Origin of the sequence: Rhodococcus sp. LB1, from assembly GCF_001583455.1 — a bacterium.
Taxonomy (GTDB): domain Bacteria; phylum Actinomycetota; class Actinomycetes; order Mycobacteriales; family Mycobacteriaceae; genus Rhodococcus_F; species Rhodococcus_F opacus.
Genome location: NZ_LTCZ01000431.1, coordinates 18278 through 35153, shown reverse-complemented (window position 1 = coordinate 35153; position 16876 = coordinate 18278). Strand labels below are relative to the sequence as shown.

The 16876-nt window shown below is 63.9% G+C and carries 18 protein-coding genes and 1 pseudogene; 10 read left to right on the top strand and 9 right to left on the bottom strand.

Translation table 11 applies throughout. The annotated features are described in order from the left end of the window. From AZG88_RS45565 to AZG88_RS54835, 8 genes and pseudogenes are all read left to right on the top strand, one after another. Window positions 1-522 (top strand): CoA transferase (locus tag AZG88_RS45565; protein WP_197488040.1); only part of this gene is annotated, 522 nt, incomplete at its 5' end. 14 nt (window positions 523-536) lie between these two features. Continuing rightward, window positions 537-1217: a 1-hydroxy-2-glutathionyl-2-methyl-3-butene dehydrogenase gene (gene isoH, locus AZG88_RS45560; RefSeq protein ID WP_061701352.1), complete on the top strand. Its 681-nt coding sequence runs from the start codon at window positions 537-539 to the stop codon at window positions 1215-1217. 58 nt (window positions 1218-1275) lie between these two features. Continuing rightward, window positions 1276-1992, top strand: a complete 717-nt coding sequence (isoI, locus tag AZG88_RS45555; protein ID WP_061701351.1) for an iIsoprene-epoxide--glutathione S-transferase — start codon at window positions 1276-1278, stop codon at window positions 1990-1992. 34 nt (window positions 1993-2026) lie between these two features. Continuing rightward, window positions 2027-2728 (top strand): glutathione S-transferase family protein, encoded by a 702-nt coding sequence (locus AZG88_RS45550; protein WP_061701350.1) that lies wholly within the window; start codon window positions 2027-2029, stop codon window positions 2726-2728. After that, window positions 2725-4158 (top strand): non-phosphorylative glyceraldehyde 3-phosphate dehydrogenase TadD, encoded by a 1434-nt coding sequence (gene tadD / locus AZG88_RS45545; protein ID WP_061701349.1) that lies wholly within the window; start codon window positions 2725-2727, stop codon window positions 4156-4158. Before AZG88_RS45550 ends, tadD begins: the two co-directional genes overlap by 4 nt. 141 nt (window positions 4159-4299) lie before the next feature. Next, on the top strand, window positions 4300-5334 hold the full coding sequence (gshB, locus tag AZG88_RS45540) for a glutathione synthase (RefSeq protein WP_231914432.1): 1035 nt from the start codon (window positions 4300-4302) through the stop codon (window positions 5332-5334). Next, complete coding sequence (locus tag AZG88_RS45535; RefSeq protein ID WP_231914431.1) at window positions 5334-6650, top strand: NAD(P)/FAD-dependent oxidoreductase; 1317 nt, start codon at window positions 5334-5336, stop codon at window positions 6648-6650. The genes gshB and AZG88_RS45535 overlap by 1 nt, the downstream gene beginning before the upstream one ends. Continuing rightward, window positions 6569-6754, top strand: a pseudogene (locus AZG88_RS54835) (CoA-disulfide reductase); the annotation flags it as partial. The gene AZG88_RS45535 and the pseudogene AZG88_RS54835, both read left to right, overlap by 82 nt. Window positions 6755-6888: 134 nt before the next feature. Here the strand turns inward: AZG88_RS54835 and AZG88_RS45530 are convergent. After that, window positions 6889-7182, bottom strand: a complete 294-nt coding sequence (locus AZG88_RS45530; protein ID WP_231914430.1) for a hypothetical protein — start codon at window positions 7180-7182, stop codon at window positions 6889-6891. Between the two features lie 624 nt (window positions 7183-7806). Next, window positions 7807-8460 (bottom strand): ScbR family autoregulator-binding transcription factor, encoded by a 654-nt coding sequence (locus AZG88_RS45525; protein WP_063886967.1) that lies wholly within the window; start codon window positions 8458-8460, stop codon window positions 7807-7809. Window positions 8461-8886: 426 nt separating this feature from the next. On the opposite strand from AZG88_RS45525, the gene AZG88_RS45520 reads away from it, so the two are divergent. Beyond that, window positions 8887-10044: an alpha/beta hydrolase gene (locus AZG88_RS45520; protein WP_231914429.1), complete on the top strand. Its 1158-nt coding sequence runs from the start codon at window positions 8887-8889 to the stop codon at window positions 10042-10044. 124 nt (window positions 10045-10168) lie between these two features. Here the strand turns inward: AZG88_RS45520 and AZG88_RS45515 are convergent, their stop codons facing one another. Continuing rightward, the gene (locus AZG88_RS45515; RefSeq protein WP_005241152.1) at window positions 10169-10579 is read right to left on the bottom strand and encodes a PAS domain-containing protein; all 411 of its coding nucleotides are present in this window, start codon (window positions 10577-10579) and stop codon (window positions 10169-10171) included. A gap of 331 nt (window positions 10580-10910) precedes the next feature. Between AZG88_RS45515 and AZG88_RS45510 the strand changes: the two genes are divergently transcribed. Beyond that, window positions 10911-11234, top strand: a complete 324-nt coding sequence (locus AZG88_RS45510; protein WP_005241153.1) for a hypothetical protein — start codon at window positions 10911-10913, stop codon at window positions 11232-11234. Between the two features lie 135 nt (window positions 11235-11369). Here the strand turns inward: AZG88_RS45510 and AZG88_RS55205 are convergent, their stop codons facing one another. The 6 genes from AZG88_RS55205 to AZG88_RS51235 form a co-directional block, all read right to left on the bottom strand. Continuing rightward, window positions 11370-11492, bottom strand: a complete 123-nt coding sequence (locus AZG88_RS55205) for a hypothetical protein (protein WP_269455123.1) — start codon at window positions 11490-11492, stop codon at window positions 11370-11372. A 126-nt stretch (window positions 11493-11618) separates the two neighbouring features. Continuing rightward, window positions 11619-13037, bottom strand: coding sequence for a WS/DGAT/MGAT family O-acyltransferase (locus tag AZG88_RS45505; protein ID WP_005241154.1), 1419 nt, complete (start codon window positions 13035-13037; stop codon window positions 11619-11621). A 571-nt stretch (window positions 13038-13608) separates the two neighbouring features. After that, window positions 13609-14238 (bottom strand): antibiotic biosynthesis monooxygenase, encoded by a 630-nt coding sequence (locus tag AZG88_RS45500; protein ID WP_025432445.1) that lies wholly within the window; start codon window positions 14236-14238, stop codon window positions 13609-13611. 198 nt (window positions 14239-14436) lie between these two features. Next, a complete protein-coding gene (locus tag AZG88_RS45495) occupies window positions 14437-15810 on the bottom strand; it encodes a wax ester/triacylglycerol synthase family O-acyltransferase (protein ID WP_061701345.1) in 1374 nt (457 codons plus the stop codon). Window positions 15811-15965: 155 nt separating this feature from the next. After that, on the bottom strand, window positions 15966-16244 hold the full coding sequence (locus tag AZG88_RS45490; protein ID WP_061701344.1) for a hypothetical protein: 279 nt from the start codon (window positions 16242-16244) through the stop codon (window positions 15966-15968). 283 nt (window positions 16245-16527) lie between these two features. Beyond that, window positions 16528-16794: a YdeI/OmpD-associated family protein gene (locus AZG88_RS51235; RefSeq protein ID WP_005241162.1), complete on the bottom strand. Its 267-nt coding sequence runs from the start codon at window positions 16792-16794 to the stop codon at window positions 16528-16530. Window positions 16795-16876: the final 82 nt, after the last annotated feature.

The window sequence follows — 16876 nt, the reverse complement described above, 5'->3', positions numbered from 1 at the left end:
GACTTGATCTACCAGACCGCCGACGGCTATATCACCGTCGCCACCAACAGCAATGGCGAATGGCAGAGCATGTGCAGAGCCCTCGATCACGCGGAATGGATCGAGGACGAGCGCTTCACAACGGCAGTTGGGCGATCGAAGTACATCAACGAGCGCCTCGAGTTGATTCAGGAAGTACTTCTGACCAGGGCTTCAGCTGATTGGTTGACCGTGCTCGACGAGTTCGACGTGCCAGCGGCGCCCATTCTCACGCGGGCAGAGGTCATCGAACACCCGCAGGTCAAAGCCGCCGAAATTATTGTCGAATCGACTCACCCCGTAGCCGGACGCCTGCGGCAAGCCCGGGTTCCCGCGAGGTTCCTCGGCACCGTTCCGGAAGCGCCACGCGGAGCGCCGCTACTCGGCCAGCACAATGCCGAAATTCTTGCCGAGTATGGGTTCACTGGTGAAGAAATCGCCGAGCTTGCGGCTACCAAGATCATCGGATCCGAGCAGAGCGCCGTTGTCGGCGTCACTGCCTGAAAGGAAAAGACACTATGTCCACAGTATTGGTTGTCGGTGCCGACAAGGGCATCGCACACTCGATCGTCCGCCAGTTGCACGAGCGCGGCGACAACGTCATCGCCGCCTGCCTGTTCGACGGCGCCGACCTCACCGCCGACGGCATCACCGTCGAGCCGAACGTCGATGTCACATCGCAGGAATCGGTCGAAGCGCTCGCGTCACGGCTCGCCGCAGCGGGTACCAAACTGGACGTTCTGATCCATGTTGCCGGGGTCATGTGGCTCGACGAACTGGGGTCGATCGACTACGACCTGGTCCGCAAACAGATCGAGATCAACACCCTCGGACCGCTGCGCACGATCGAAGCGGTGCGTCCCCTACTGAACGACGGCGCGAAGGTCGGCATCGTCACCAGCCGGGTCGGATCCCTCGGAGACAACACCTCCGGTGGCATGTACAGCTACCGGATCTCCAAGGCCGCCGCCAACATGGCCGGCCTGAACCTGCACCACGACCTGTCCAAGAACGGCATCAGCGTACTGATGCTCCACCCGGGCATGGTCGCCACCGACCTGACCAAGGACTTCCCCGGCGAGCACACCTACATCACCCCGGAACAGGCCGCCGCCGGACTGATCAAGAACATCGACAACCTCACCCCCGAGAACGCGGGCCGGTTCCAGCATTCGAATGGCACTTTCTTGCAGTGGTAGACCGCCTCTGCGGACCGCCGGGCACCCTGTCGACCAAGACTAGGAATACAAAGTCACAATGATCACCATCTACGGATACACACCAGCCTTCGGTGTTCCGGACATCAGCCCCTACGTCACCAAGATTGTCAACTACATGACGTTCACGGGTGTCGAGTTCGAGCACAAGACGCAGGACCTGGCAACGCTCGACCAGGACTCACCCCACGGCAAACTGCCGTACATCGTCGACAGCGACGGAACCAAGGTCGGCGACTCCAACACGATCATCGCCTACCTGAAGGACAAGTTCGGCGACAAGCTCGACGCTGACCTGTCTGCCAAAGACCGGGCGTTGTCCCTGTCGTTCAGCCGATTGGTCGAAGAGCACCTCTACTGGAGCGGAATCATCCAGCCGCGCTACCGCGAAGATTCGGGCTGGGAGACGTACATCCCCTGCATCGTCGGCGGCGGCGAAGTGACCCCGGAGCTGCGGGCATTCCTGGACGCATTCCGTGTCCGAGTCGTCGAGGGCTTCAATGGCCAGGGAATGGGACGACGGAAGGCTGAAGTAGTCGTCGACTTCTTCCGTGCAGATGTCGATGCTCTCTCGGATTTCCTCGGAGACAGCGAGTACTTCCTCGGAAGCGAACTGCGTTCCATCGACGCAACCGTGTACTCGATCATCCGGCACATCGCCGACCAACCACAGGACTGGCTGGGCGCCGGGTACGTCCAGACCAAACCGAACCTGATGGCGTACCTGGAACGCATCCGCAAGCAGTACGACATCTGACCCGCCGGTAACCGACCTTCTTGGAGCATCGTCGATGATTGACCTCTACTACTACACAAGCCCGAACGTGCGAAAAGTGCTCATTGCACTCGAAGAGCTTTCGCTCGAATACCAGATCATCTGGACCGACATCAAAGAAGGGGATCAATTCGCCCCCGAGTATCTCGAAATCAATCCGAACGGCAAGGTCCCGGCGATCGTCGATCACGATGGCCCCGGAGGCGAGCCAATCGCGATCTTCGAGACGGGGGCCATTCTGCAGTATCTTGCCGAAAAGACCGGACGACTGCTGCCCACAGATCCCCGCGGCCGCCAGGATGCGCTCTGCTGGCTGTTCTGGCAGGTGGCGAACCATGGCCCGATGGCAGGACAGGCCGCCCACTTCGTCTCCCACGCACCCAAACAGGGGATCGACAACCCCTACGCCCGCAGCCGATACGTCGGTGAGGTAGCACGCCTGTACAAGGTACTCGACGACCGGCTCCGTGATCGCGACTATCTGGCCGGCGAGTACTCGATAGCGGACATTTCGACCTACACCTGGACCAGAGTTGCCAGCGGGCACGGAATTACGGTCTCGGACTATCCGAATCTGAAGGCGTGGTCGGACCGAATCGCAGCACGCCCGGCCGCGAAGGTCAAGATCTCCGACCCACGCGAAGAAGCGGCGCGACAGAACATCTACAACGCAGAGCAGTTCCAACGTCTGTTCCGACCCGAAGGATCCCCCGCATGAGCAACTCCCCAGCCCTGGCGGCCGACAAGGCGCCCGGTCTCACCATCGATGGACAGATCGTGACAACCTCGGCCGTCAACCGGGTGATCAACCCCGCGACCGGTAAAGTTTTCGCTGAAGTCCCTGACGCTGGCGTCGAGCATCTTGACGCTGCTGTGGATGCCGGTCGACGTGCGGCCCCCAGCTGGCGTGAATTGGGCATCGCCGTGCGACAGGAAATCGTTCGAAACGTTGTCGAACTGATTCGCACGAATATCGACGAACTCGCCATGCTGGTGACGCTGGAACAGGGAAAGCCGTTAGCCAAGGCCGCCGGCGAGATCGATTCCGGCCTTCGAGGTCTCAGTCGGTACGCGAGTACCGACATCCCGGTCGAGATCTATCGGGACAACGACGACGAGTACATCGAGATTCATCGCGAGCCTGTTGGTGTAGTCGGTGCGATCACCGCGTGGAACTACCCCCTGCTACTGGCGCTATGGAAGATCGGCCCGGCGCTTGTCACCGGAAACACCATCATCCTCAAACCTTCGCCACTGACCCCGGTGGCCACCCTCCGGCTCGGTGAACTACTCCAACAGGCCCTTCCCGCCGGTGTTCTCCAAATCCTGAGTGGTGGAGACGACCTGGGTCGTGCGATGACATCCCATCCGGGGATCAACAAGATCACCTTCACTGGTTCGGAGCGGGCAGGCAAGTCGATCATGTCCGGCGCGGGTCCGACGTTGAAGAGGCTGACCCTCGAACTCGGAGGGAACGACGCGGGAATCGTTCTCGACGACGTGGACGTCGCAGCCATGGCCGACGACCTCTATTGGGCGGCGCTGTCCAACTGCGGTGCCGTCTGCGCCGGCCTCAAACGCCTCTACGTCCCTGCCCACCTCGCGTCAGCGATCGAAGAAGCACTCGCCGAAGTGGCCAAGACGATGGTCGTCGGCAACGGGCTCGACGAGGGCGTCGACATGGGCCCGGTCCAGAATGCTGCCCAGTTCGCCAAGGTGCGTGGCTATGTCGATGATGCGGCCCACCGCGGCGCCGACGTGTATTTTCGCGGTGAGGTGCCCGAGGGCCCCGGCTACTTCCACCCGGTCACCCTTGTCCGCGGTGTCGACGACACGACTCCGCTGGTCAAGGAAGAACAGTTCGGACCGGTCCTGCCGATCCTGACCTACACCGACATCGACGACGCCGTCGAGCGCGCCAACAATTCGGATCTCGGTCTCGGCGCCTCGGTGTGGTCCACGGACGAACAGCGCGCAGTGCAAGTAGCGAATCGCCTGGAAGCCGGAACTGCGTGGGTCAATCAGCATCCAGTGCTGACATCAGATGTCCCCTTCGGCGGAATCAAACAGTCAGGATTGGGTGTCGAACAGTCAATCCACGGGATCCTCGAATACACCAATTTCAGGGTGCTCCGGGTAAAACGCTGAGACGCATGAATGGAGAGGTCGGCTCGTCGCAACATTCCAGTAACGAGCGCGTCTTACCGAGCGCGGGCCGACGGCTCCCCACACCCGTGCATCGAACGATCGTACGCACGCCCGCCGACGCGCCCAAAACAGGACGGACCCATGAGGCAACAAGTCATCCCTTCAAGAGCGAATACCGATACGGTCGGTTCACGGTTCACGTTCGTGTTCATTACCGATCCGCTCAGTGAGCTGGCCCCCGCCCACGACACCACAGTGGCACTGATGGAAGCAGCGCAGGCGCTGGGACATCGCGTCCTGGTGACTACCATCGCCGAATTGGGCGTGACAGCTGGGCGGGCAACAGCGCAGACCCGCGACGTCACGCTGCAGCCTGCAGTGCTTATCGACGGTAAGTGGATCGTCGGAACGAATTGGTTCGTCGCGACCGAATCCGAGCAGATTTTTCTCGACACTGCGGCAGCGATATTCATGAGAACCGACCCTCCGGTGAATGCCGACTACCTGCGGGCGACATATATCCTCGACCTGGTCGATCCTGCGCGTACGCTCATGCTGAACTTACCCAGCGGTCTGCGGGACGCAAACGAAAAGCTTTTTGCTCTTCGCTTTCCCCAGCTCGGCCCGCCGACGCTCATCTCCGCAGATCAGACCGAGATCATCGACGCGGTACAGTCCTGGGGGAGGGCCGTTCTCAAACCAACAGACGGTATGGCCGGACGCGGGATCATGCTGCTCAGTCCTGGCGACCCCAATCTGCACTCGATCCTCGATACCGCTACCGAGCGTGGAACCACACACGTCGTTGTCCAGCAATACATCCCCGCGGTCACGGCTGGGGACCGACGCGTCATCGTTCTCGGTGGAACCCCAGTCGGTGCTGTCCGGCGCATCGCAGAGGGAGACGAATTCCGCTTCAACATGGCAGCGGGCGCGAGCGTGGAAATCGACACAGTCATAGAGAACGATCGCAGGATCTGCAAAACCCTCGGTCCGGAGCTCGTCAAACGCGGGCTCCATTTTGTCGGAATCGACATCATCGGAGATAGGCTCACTGAAGTGAACGTAACCAGCCCCACAGGAATTCGCGAAATCGACGCACTCTGCGGGAGCCATCTCGCAACAAGCACCATAGCGTGGGTAGCAGCGCTGTGTGCGAACGCAGTGGTCCGCTGATGACAATCACAGAACACTCCGAACGTGTCGTCGTCGTCGGCGCGGACGCCGCTGGCATGAGCGCCGCGCACCAAGCCCTACGTTCGGCACGCGCCGACGGTCGCACGATCGAGGTAGTGGTGCTGGAAAGGACTCGCGACACCTCCTACTCGGCATGCGGAATGCCCTATCTGATCTCGGGAACGGTAGCGCACCAAGACGAACTTATCGCACGCACGCCCGAACGCCACCGAGAAATGGGCGTAGATCTTCGCCTCGATGCTTTGGTGACCGACATCAACATCGAAACACGCACCGCGACATATAAAAATAGTGTCGGCGTATCCGAAACAGTGGAGTTCGACAAACTCGTGCTCGCAACTGGAGCGCACCCCGTTATTCCGCCATGGGCGATTGACGACAACGGCGATCTGACACCGGGCATCCTCCCCGTGAAGAACCTCGAGGATGCACGTCAGTGGCTCACTCTTGTACTGCCAGAGGAATCGTCGGATTCCGACTCCATCACGACCACGCGACATGCGGTAGTCGTTGGTGGCGGCTACATCGGCGTCGAGATGGCGGAAGCTATGGTCGATCGAGGTTTCGAGACAACGCTGATCACCCGCAGTTCGGTGATGAGTAACCTCGACCAGGACATGAGCGCACGCGTGCACAGTGCCCTCGTCGAAGGCGGCGTTCGTCTTGTCCCGGAGTGCACAGTCGAGAGCATCCGCAGTGTTGACGGAAGAGTTCACTCCCTGACGGCGAGTAACGGAGAAACGTACCTCGCAGAAGTCGTTGTTCTCGGACTCGGTGTCCGGCCCGCCACTGAGCTGGGAGTCGCCGCCGGCATCTCAGTCGGAGACTTTGGCGGATACCTGCCGGATGAGAATCAATCAGTTGCTGAAAACGTCTGGGCTGCCGGCGATTGCTGTGAGGTCATTGACAGGATCACCGGTACTCGTACGTTCGCTCCTCTAGGTACACACGCGAACAAGCAAGGCAGAATCTGCGGATACAATGTCGTCGGCGGCAAGCAACAGTTTGCCGGCGTGTTGTCGACAGCCATAACCAGATTCACCAATCCAAATGTGCACGTGGAAGTGGGACGGTCCGGGCTTTCGACCGACGCTGCAATTGACGCCGGGTTCAGCCCCGAATCGCTCGTCACGGTGGGGGAACCGCCAGCGGTTACATGCCGGAGCGGTCACCGATCGCAACTAAGATCATCGCAGACCGGAGGAGTAGACGACTCCTTGGTGTACAGATCGTCGGAGGCCAGAATTCTGGCAAGCGCATGGACACTGCGGCCGCAGCGCTATGGGGGCAGATGACTGTCGACGACCTCGCCGCCATGGATCTGTCGTACGCGCCCCCGTTCGCAACGGTGTGGGAAGCCGTTCAACTCGCTGCAAGAAGGTTGGCAGACGTACTTTAGAGTAACCCCAATCCTGTGCGCTCGCAGACCCGGTCGGGCTGCAGCATGTCCCGGTCGTGGGCGCGCTCCGCTGTGTGGGCGGGGCGCGCATCGCCATGCGTCGAAAGCGTTCTCGTGGCGAAGCGCGTCCCTTTTCAGCGAGCCTCGGCAATATGGTTGCGGAGCGCACCAAGCATATGAGTGACGAACTCGTGCTCCGTAGTTGACGTGGCTTCGTCAAACTCGACCCGACCCGTTGCGCTCGCCGCGGAGGGCTTCGACAGCGTCACAATGAAATGCAGTCCTTCCTGGTTGGATTCCGCAGATGCCAACCTGCCTTGTGAAATCCCACCTTCTCGTTTGACCCAGCCACCGATCGCGCTACACAGATCGGGCAATTCGCCGAGGCTGACCAGTACCGTGGAAAAGCTGTCCAGCGACGAGATCACGGCACCCGAGACCTCCACCTAGACACGAATCGTCTCCAGGGTTTGCTCCGTGTCCCGTGAAGTCTCGACAGGTTGATGGAATCCAAGTTCATAGAGGTCCTCGGCAACCTTCCTGGCACACCGATGCGTAGTTGATCTCGGACCGCCCTGTCGTCCTCCCGGTCTGGTCTGACTAGCCGCCAAGCTCTGTCGATCGTAACGGCGATGCAGCTTTGTATAGCGGAAAGCCTGCCGCCCGGGTGTGGTGACGGCGGGCTGGATGGGTCAGCGACGGGTGTGGGTGACGGGGGAGCAGGTGGGTAGATGCCGGTCGGTGTTCGTCGATCGATTTGTAGCTGTTCGTGATGGTGGCGTGCCGGTCGAGGAGGGACCGAACGGTGATCGCGGGTGTCCGGATCTCCGGGGGAAGCGCCAGTGGTGTGGGCCGCCCATTCTGGGCCTGCTTCCCCTTCTGTCCCTGACTGATCTTGAACTCGAACCGTTGGTGCCTGATGTGCGCGGCGAGGGGTTTTCTGCCCGCGGATGCCGCACCGCGGCACAATCGGCGCTGCCACGTCTTCGGCAACCACGCGGACGGGTCGCGGGGTGGTCAGGTCGGCTGCGCTGTCGATCGTTTTCGATGTCTCACTCGGTGTCGAGTGATGCGTGAAGCCATCTGCGATGGACATATTCGCGAAAGTATTCGACGTGTGGGGCGTCGACGATCCCGGGTAGGACGAATGTCCACAGTCGCTCGGTGCGGATCGGGAGATCTCGAGTTGTGTTCCCCTGTGTGGACCACATTCGAACGCCGTCGAACGCGGCGACAAGGAAGTTGGCGAAATCTTCGGAATCGGTGCCCGGGAGGAGGTCTCCGTCATCGATCGCTCGATCGGCGATCGTCGCCACCAGTTCCACCCACTCCCGATGGGGATCGGCTACCGTCCCGCGCGCATCACCTATCTCGCCAGTGAGTCTCACTCCGGCCCGTATCAGTGGGCTCGTCAGGAGTTGGTCGACCACAAGGAGTGACATGCTGATCAGCGATTCGAGTGGCGGAAGAGCGGTGTCCAACAGGTTCCGGCACGCCGCCATCGACATCGCGTGTTGTTCGTCGATCGTCGCCCGCGCGAGCGTCTCTTTGGAGGCGAAGTGGAAGTAGACTGCGCCTTTGGAGATTCCCGGGTGGCTGATGATGTCGGCGAGGTTGGTGTTCGCGTATCCGTTCGCCGCGAACATCTCCGCGGCCGCCTGGATGGTCGCGCGACGTGTCGCCTCGGCGCGGGACTGTTGTGTCATTCTCTCAGACTCCATCGGCCCGCCCCTCGATGCGACCTGCGTGCCCCTGTACTGATGGCGGTGTCATCCTGGGATTCATCCGATACCTCTCGATCCCGGATCTGCTTGTAGCCCAATGGAAGATCGTGGGCCCAGCTGCACTCTGCCTGGTCGCTGACATCTGATGACTCCACGGTCCCGTGTGGTTTCACGATTGCTTTACAAACAATCTTACGGTATGTAACATCGCGAAGATACAGACAAGCAGTTTGTTTCACTGTCAGGTCCACGGGATCGAGGCATTGCATCCCCGGCGCACAGTGGTCGCGACGGGCCTGGCACCAGGTCGGCGCGTCACGGCACGGATTATCTGATGCCCGGGGGAGCTTTGCGGCTTGCACGCGCCTGACACAGTAGACGGTGGGCCCGCCCATGTATGGTGATGCGTTGTTTCATTCCGTCCTATCGCATTTCGCGGTGCAGGCGTGCTGGGACAAGGTCCCGGCGACGTTCGACGAAGTAGTCGAAGGCGTGGCAGCCCGGACTCCCGCGCCCTCGGGCCCGAAGCCCGACTTCTTCCCCGGGGCCAGCCTCCGCTCACAGGTTTTGGCGCACACACTGCGGATGACGGTCAAACCGTTGCTCGGGGTGTGGGCCCAGTGGCCGAGTCCCCTGTGGCCGGCCGGACTGATCGACCCCGCCGCCCGAATCGTCCCGCCCCTCCGTGGGGTCGGCCGCCATCCCGTGCGCCTAGAGAACTGCGACGCCGAATTGATCGACGCCGGCACCACGGGAACATCGACAGTGGTGTTGTACCTGCATGGTGGCGGCTTCCTGACCTGCGGGCTGAATACCCACCGCCGACTGGTTTCACGGATCTCCGCGTCCGCCGGGGCAGCGGTTCTCAGTGTCGGCTACCGGATGATGCCCAGACATCCGATCCGTGATGCGATTGCCGACGGAGTCGACGGCTACCGCTGGCTGCTCGGGCACGGGTTCGACGCGGAGAAGATCGTGATTGCCGGTGATTCCGCCGGCGGCTACCTGACGTTCATGACGGCGTTGACGCTTGCCGACCTGGACCTGCCGTGTCCTGCGGGCCTGGTCGCGCTGTCACCGCTGACGGACATGGATCCCGCGGGGAAGCTTGCCCACCCGGGCGCCGACCGGTGTCCGGTCTTTCCGCGTTCGGTCCTCATCACGTTCGCCGGCTTGCCCGATCAGGGCGCTCGCCGCCGCACTACCGGGAAACCGCGCCTCTCGCCGGTTGACTGCATCCTGGCCGACCTGCCGCCGGTGTTGATCCAGGTCGGGTCCACCGAGATGCTCTACCCGGATGCGGTGCTGATGGCCGAGCGCCTCGCGGCCGCCGGGGTGCCGATCACCCTCGAGGTGTGGGACCGCCAGGTCCATGTATTCCAGGCGGCTGCCGATCTCATTCCCGAGGCGGAACACGCGATCCGGCAGATCGGCAACTTCATCCGCACGGCAACCACCACACGCACCCTTCACAGCGATCGCGCCGACGAAATGGTGGCATTGCGAAGTATCCGCGCCAAGCGCCTGCCACGTAATGCGCACCACGCCGGTACGAATGCCAGTTAGACGTCTCGGGTAGGGACGACGGGGCCGGCCGACGACGTGGCGCCGGCGTCTGCAGTCCTCGCGAACGCCGAACACCGCATGTGGTTGCTCCGCACAGGCCACGCGAACTGCACAGACCGGCACATCACTCGAAGTGTGGGGCGCTGCCGCCGCCCCACAGTTGTTCGGTCACATCCTGGAAGCAGACGAGCATGACCGGGTCGTCGTGTCGCTCGAGCGTTGACCGACTGAGTGCGGCGCGCACGGTGGACCCGTCTCGATGCGTGAGCGCGACGATCTTGCCGGCCGACTCGTGCAGTTCCGTCACGGCCGATCGAGGCGGGGACACAGTTTGGACCAGGTCTCCGATCGAACACTCGCGGAGCGCGCCTTGCGGATACCCCAGCATGTGTTCGAAAGCCCGATTCATGTAGATGACGAGACCGTCCTGAGCCACAGCCAGGACCGGCACCGGCAGCCTGTCCAGAAGCACGAGGACGGGGAGCTGCTCGAGGTAACCCAGCGTGGTGTCCGGATTCGGGCGTCGTCTGTCCATACTCGATCTATCGAGCGCAGAACCTCCCTGTTACGCCGACCCTCCGCAGCCCGCGATGAGGGCGGTGGACGGGAGACTCAGCGGAGCCGTTCGCGGATCTGACGAGTGCGGGGCAGGCCGATGTTTCGGGACGGATGGCGACGGGCACGCCGTGAGTATGACGACCGAACACGGAACTACGCATGTCTCCGCATCCGGGTCTGCTGGGGATTGTCCGCTTCCTCCGCTGAGGTCCGGTGGCCGGTTGCACATCGTCGAAGGTCGGCCCTGGCGTCGGGCGCTCGACTGTGTTGCGGTAGGCGGCACGGAGGGGAGAAGGCCATGGCACGGGGTGACGAAACCTCACGATATGGATTTGCTGCTTGTCGTGCTCTCGACAGATCCCCGCATGGTGTTGTGTCTGGAGGTTGTGGACGGAGCTGCTGCCGACCGCGGCGGCCACATCGTGGTACGCCATTCCTCGACGGTTCTGTTCCGTCACGGCATCTTGTTCGATGCAGTGAAAAAGCGTTCAGGGCTACATGTTCGAATGTACGAGAGCTACCGCGGGGCGGACGCGCATGCGATCTTGGACGCCCTCGACAAGGAGTACCACCTCGATACACCGTGGTTCACCCCCGCGCGGTGGCTCGAAGGCCACGGGGTCGACTTCTAGCTGTGTGACCAGTCGGGGACAGGCGGCGGTACGAGCCGCCGCCCATCCGTGGACCGACCGGGCAGTATGGGCGCGTGCCCCGCACTTTGCCCTGAAATAGCCTCGCAGCGTGAACGAGCCACGAGACCGAGGGTGTCAGCCGTTGGCGTGGAAGGGCGCGCCCTGTCCGCGGCGCCGTGCGGTGGGCCGGCGGAGGAGGACCTCGAGGGCGGCGGTGCCGCCGAGCAGCAGCATGAGCAGTGCTTTGTGGGTGTTCACGGGATTCCTTCCTACCGGGCGGACATCGGTGCTGTGTCGGTGTCCGGGGAAAACTGGTGTCGAGTAGGGCTTTCAATCATTGCGGCCGCCCCTGCGACGTCCGTCACGGCGTACCCAGGGGTGGCGTCACAGGCCGACCACCTGTTCGAGGGCGTCGAGTTCGGTGTCGAGGTGGTCGAGCATCGGGTGCAGGTTCGGGACGGTGCGCCGGCAGCCGGTCAACCCGAATACGAGTTGGTCGTCGCTGCTGGTGCAGGTGATGTTCAGGGCTTGTCCGGTGACAGGGATCGACAGCGGGCAGAGCGAGTCGAGGCGGGCGCCGTTCCAGTACAGCGGGGTGTCGGGTCCTGCGACGTTGGAGATCACCAGGTTGAACGGCGGCCGCTGCGGCCCCCGCCGGCCGAGGAGCATCTCGACACCGAGGGGGGCGGCACCGAGAGCGCTCATCGCCAGCACTTGAGCGGGGCTCATCGCCCTCAGGGCGTGTTTGCCTTCGCGCATGCAGGTGCGCACGGTGTCGAGCCGGTGGGCGGGGTCGGGCAGGTGGGTGGCGAGGTTGCACATCAGGACCCCGATCCGGTTTCCGCTCGAGGCTTCCGAATCGGTGCCGGAGGGGTTGGGGCGCAGGGAGACCGGGACCATCGCGATCAGCGGGTCTGTGGGCAGCGCGCCGAGGTCATGCAGGTAGCTGCGCAAGGCTCCGGCGGACATCGTCAGGATGATGTCGTTGACGGTGGCGTCGGCGTGCTTGGCGAGCAGCCGTATCCGTTCGAGCGGCCAGGTGCGGGCGGCGAAGTGCCGGGCGCCCCCGATCGAGACGTTGAACATCGTGTGCGGTGCCCGCGTCGACAGCGGCCCGCCTTCGGCGCGGAGAGCGCGGTCCACGGTGCCGGCAAGTGCCGGTGCCAGACCTGCGACCTCGCCGGCCGCGCCGCGGGCGCCGCGCAGGACCTGACCGGGTAGGCCCCGCAGGTTGGTCGGCAGAGATGGTAGTGGTGCAGTCCTGGCCGCGTCGGGCGTCGTGACGGGTGCGGCGGGTTGCCATGGGGCGGGCATACCCCTGCGGGAGGGGTCCTCGCTCATGCTGCGGCGCAACAGGTTCATCGAGGACGCGCCGTCGGCGAGTGCGTGGTGGATCTTGGTGTAGACCGCGTAGCGGCCGTCGGCGAGGCCCTCGATCAGGTGCATCTCCCACAGCGGGCGGCTGCGATCGAGTGGGGAGCCGTGCAGTCGGGACACCAACGTCATCAGTTCGGGCATGCCGCCCGGTCGGGGGAGCGCATTGCGGTGCACGTGATAGTCGACATCGACGTCGGTCGAGGTGTCCCAACCCCACTGTCCCAGGGTGGTCAGCGACCGGCGGGCCCGCTTGCGGAATAGCGGCGCCACCTCGTCCGAGGCAGCCGCCGCCTCGAACATTGCCCCCATCGCGGCCGCGTCCGCGCCGTCCGGTGGAGTAAAGATCGCCAGGCCGCCGACGTGCATCGGATGCGCCCGCGACTCACCGAGGAGGAACAACGAATCGGTCGGCGACATCGGCAGCATATGAGGTCTCCTTCCAGTCTGTCCCCGGGGCGAGTATCCGCACTGCCACTGCGGGTACATCCGATGGTTCAGCTCAGGTAATCGGTTCGTAAGATAACGGGTAGGTGTGGTTCATGTCACAAACCGGCATCCCTGTTCAGTTGTACAGGACGCGCGGACCACCGCGCGAGGCCGAAGGTCCCGGATAGGACAAGTCGGACAAGTGCGCAGTGCGCGCCGAAGACGCCGGGCGCTCAAGCTTTCGCCCGGCGTCGTGACGGTCGCCATCGCGGCACCGACACGGATCCGACCAGTCAGGGCAGGTATCGTCGGCCGCTGAATCATCGTGATCTCGACAGCGTCACCCGCTGCTCGACAACGCTATCGCGGGTTCAGATCGGTTGTGGCACTGGCGAGCTGCAGGTGGGAACGCCAGGTCGCGCACTCGGCGCAACCCTCGATATCACGTTGTGGTCGGGGATCGATCCACACAGACAGCTTCTCGTCGTCGGTGTCCGTCTCGAACGACGGCCAGCCGCTGCGGCCGCCGTCCAAACCGGGTGGGGTTGTCCTTCTCGACAGTTCGACAGTGTCACGCCATCTCGGGGACGTGCAGATGCGCGATGGCCAGCTCGAACTCGCAAGTATCGAGCACCTCGGCGTTCGCCTCGCGCACTCCTTCGTCCCGGATTCCGTCGATCCGTTCCCTGTTGCGTTCCATCGCCTCGGCGCTGTCGAAGGTCAGCGACGACACCCCGCGACCCGCGGCGTGGTCGAGCATCAGGCTGGCGCTGCAGAAGCCGTCGAGTTCCTCCATCTTGGGTAGTGCGGCCATCTTCCACACGTCGACGGCGCGGTCCATGTGGGCCGGCTCCGTCTTGATCCACGTGACCCGGCAACAGGCCCCGCGATCCGAATGGTGGTCGCGATGCATGACAGCGATGTCCCATCGCGACACCTCCGTGGTGCCGTGGAAGATCTCGGCTGCGTCGTCACGCAGCTTCAGCACCGGTCCCTCGCTGGCGCGTAGCGATTCCTCGTCCCGCCACGAACTGGTCGCGATGCACCGGCCCGAGTCGCGATCGACGAGCAGGGACATTCCGAGGCAGCCCTCGGTGTCCGCCAGCGCCGGCATCACGGTGTCACGTACGTGCTTGATCCCGGCATCGATGTACGACGGATGCGCTTGAATTGTGGTTGAGCGTGCGAACACGATCGGCACCCTTCTCCTCAGGGCGGCGCCGACGCGGCGTCGCCGGTCATTTCCCCGTGTCTCACATTGCTCCCCCTATCCGTCGGAGGCAATGGGGGTGGCCGGTGGCCTCGGCGAGGATCAGCCGCAGCTGCGCCGTTCCGACCGCTGACATGAGGCCGCGATTGAGCCTGAAACGAATTCGTGCCCCCGTGAACGGTCGCGGTGTCACGGGGAGGCGGTGCGGGCCGCGGTGTCGAGGTCGGTCAGGGCGCTGTCGAGGTGGCCGATGATCCGATGCAGGTGAGGGACCGCGGTGCGGTCGCCGACGACCGCGACGTGCAGCTGCCCGGACCGGCTGGTGAGGGTGATGCTCAACGCCTGGCCGCGCGCGAGGGTCGGGATCGGGTAGACGGCGTCGAGATGGGCGCCGTTCCAGTACCGCGGGCGAGCCGGTCCCGGGGTGTAGGAGATCATCACGTTGAACGGCGGCGGGATGTCGTCGAGGACCCGGCGAACCGGGTCGAGCATGATCGGACTCAACGTCAGGACGCTGACCAGTTGGAATTGGGTACGGCTCAGGGCGGCGACGATTCCACTGGTATGGGCGACGGAGTCGGCGATCCGCGCCAGGCGGGTGAGTGGGTCGTTTTCGTCGGTGGCCAGGGACACCACCATTGCGCCGATCCCTCGGTTGCCGCCCGGCCCGATGGTGGGCGACTCGCCGAGGTCGAGCGGGACGGGGAGCATCGCGGTCAACGGCGCGTCGGGGAGGGCGTACTGCTCGAGCAGATATGCGCGGAGGGCTCCCGCGCACATCGTCAACACGACCACATCCAATGGGGCGCCGGTGCAGGCGGCGAGCCGGCGCAGTCTTTTCAGGTGCCAGGATCGGGCGGCGACCTTGCGGGCGCGGCCGGTCGGGGCGTTGAAGATCGTCGGCGGGGACTGCAGCGGCAACGTCAGGTGTTCTTCGGTCAAGCCGTGGTAGCCGGCGCGGATCAGGGTGGGGACGGCGGCCGTCAGCTCCCGCGTGGTGACCAGGCCGGACCGCAGCACCCCGCGGGGGTCGAGGGAGGGCTGGAGAGTGGGGGCCGCGACCGACGGGCTCCACGGCGCCGGGCAGTCCTGGAGGTCCGGGTCGACCGTGAGTGCGCGGTGCAGCAGCCGCATCCCGGAGGCTCCGTCGGTCAGCGACAGGTGAAACTTCGTGTACACCGCGGTGCGCCCGTCTGTCAGGCCCTCGATGACGTGCATCTCCCACATCGGGTGCTGGGGATCGAGCGGCATCGAATGCATCTGCGAGACGAGCGACAGCAGCTCGGCCATCGTGCCGTCACCGGGAACGGCAGTGTGCCGCACGTGATATCCGAGATCGATGTGCTTCTCGAACCGCCACCACGGATACCCGTGCAGCGGGCGGGAGGGGAGTTTGCGGAACAACTCCGCGACCTCGGTGTGCGCGCGCAAGCGCGCGACCATCTCGGCGGCGTGGGCACCGGGTGCGGTGCCGGGTGGGGGATCGAACAGGGTCAGGGTGGCCACGTGCATCGGGTGCGACGGGGATTCGAAGAGCACGAACATCGCCTCGGTTGGGCGCATTGGCACCAGTCCACCGACCCCAGCTCGCACACCGCACCTCCCGGCTCCTGTGTGGTCTCAGCAGAGCACACCGCGCCCGCGATGACCGTGCTTTCCGCCGAGACGACGACACGTGGCGGCCGGGATTCCACACATTCGAGTAGGACCGCGGGCTCTCAGGTGGCCGAGGGCCGGCCGAGTACCTGGTCCCACCAGTCGGCGAGCGGGCTGGGATCGGGCCAGATGATCGGATCGTCGGGTATCGACGAGGATTTGCTCGGGTCCGTGCCCGCTGGTTTTCGATCCGGATCGGCGGCCAGGGGTCGCTGCACGGCCCCGCACTGGCCAGTACCCACGGTCGGTGACCGGTCCGGGCGATTCGCTTGTCGGCGCGGCAGCGGAGCGGCGGGCGGGGATGGGATGCGGACCACGGGGTGGATTTCGTTCTCGAGCACGAACGTTTACTCCTTCGCTGAACGCATCGGCCACCGGACGTGTGGTGTCGGCCGGTCCCATCGCGGGGGTGATCCGCCCGCGTCACTGTCGATGCCCTCTCAGTTGTATCCGACCCGGCTCGCCCTGTCAGCCAAACCCCCAACACCGCCGAGGGCGGGGAAATCCCCGTTTCGGGCTGGAGATTGCCACTCGGCGTCACACAGAACCGCCTCGCCACACGCCACCGGCGCTCCACCGCGACGGATCAACGAGATCGTCCGCGGAAAGCGGTCGATCACGGTTCTACCTACCGGTCTTCTCCCTGTGGCTGCACCCAGGCCAGCAGCATGGGCGGCGCTTGCCTTCAGCCAGTTCGGTATGCGTCCTTGTGATTCGACGCTGTCTCGTTTCATCGAGCTTGGCATCCTCGACCCAGCAGATCCACTCATTGCGTGCCAGTGGTGTGATGTCATTCCACGCGGCCAGCGCCGGGCCGTCGTCGGCCAACGCCTTTCGTAGATCTGCAGGCACTCTGTGCACCGTGCCGCTCGGGACCGTGGGCTTGCCCATGTTTCGAGACTACCGACGGTCGTCCAGGTCTGGCGCCCGTAGCCAACCGCGGTTTGGTGTTGATCCATGAGCGGGACTCTCG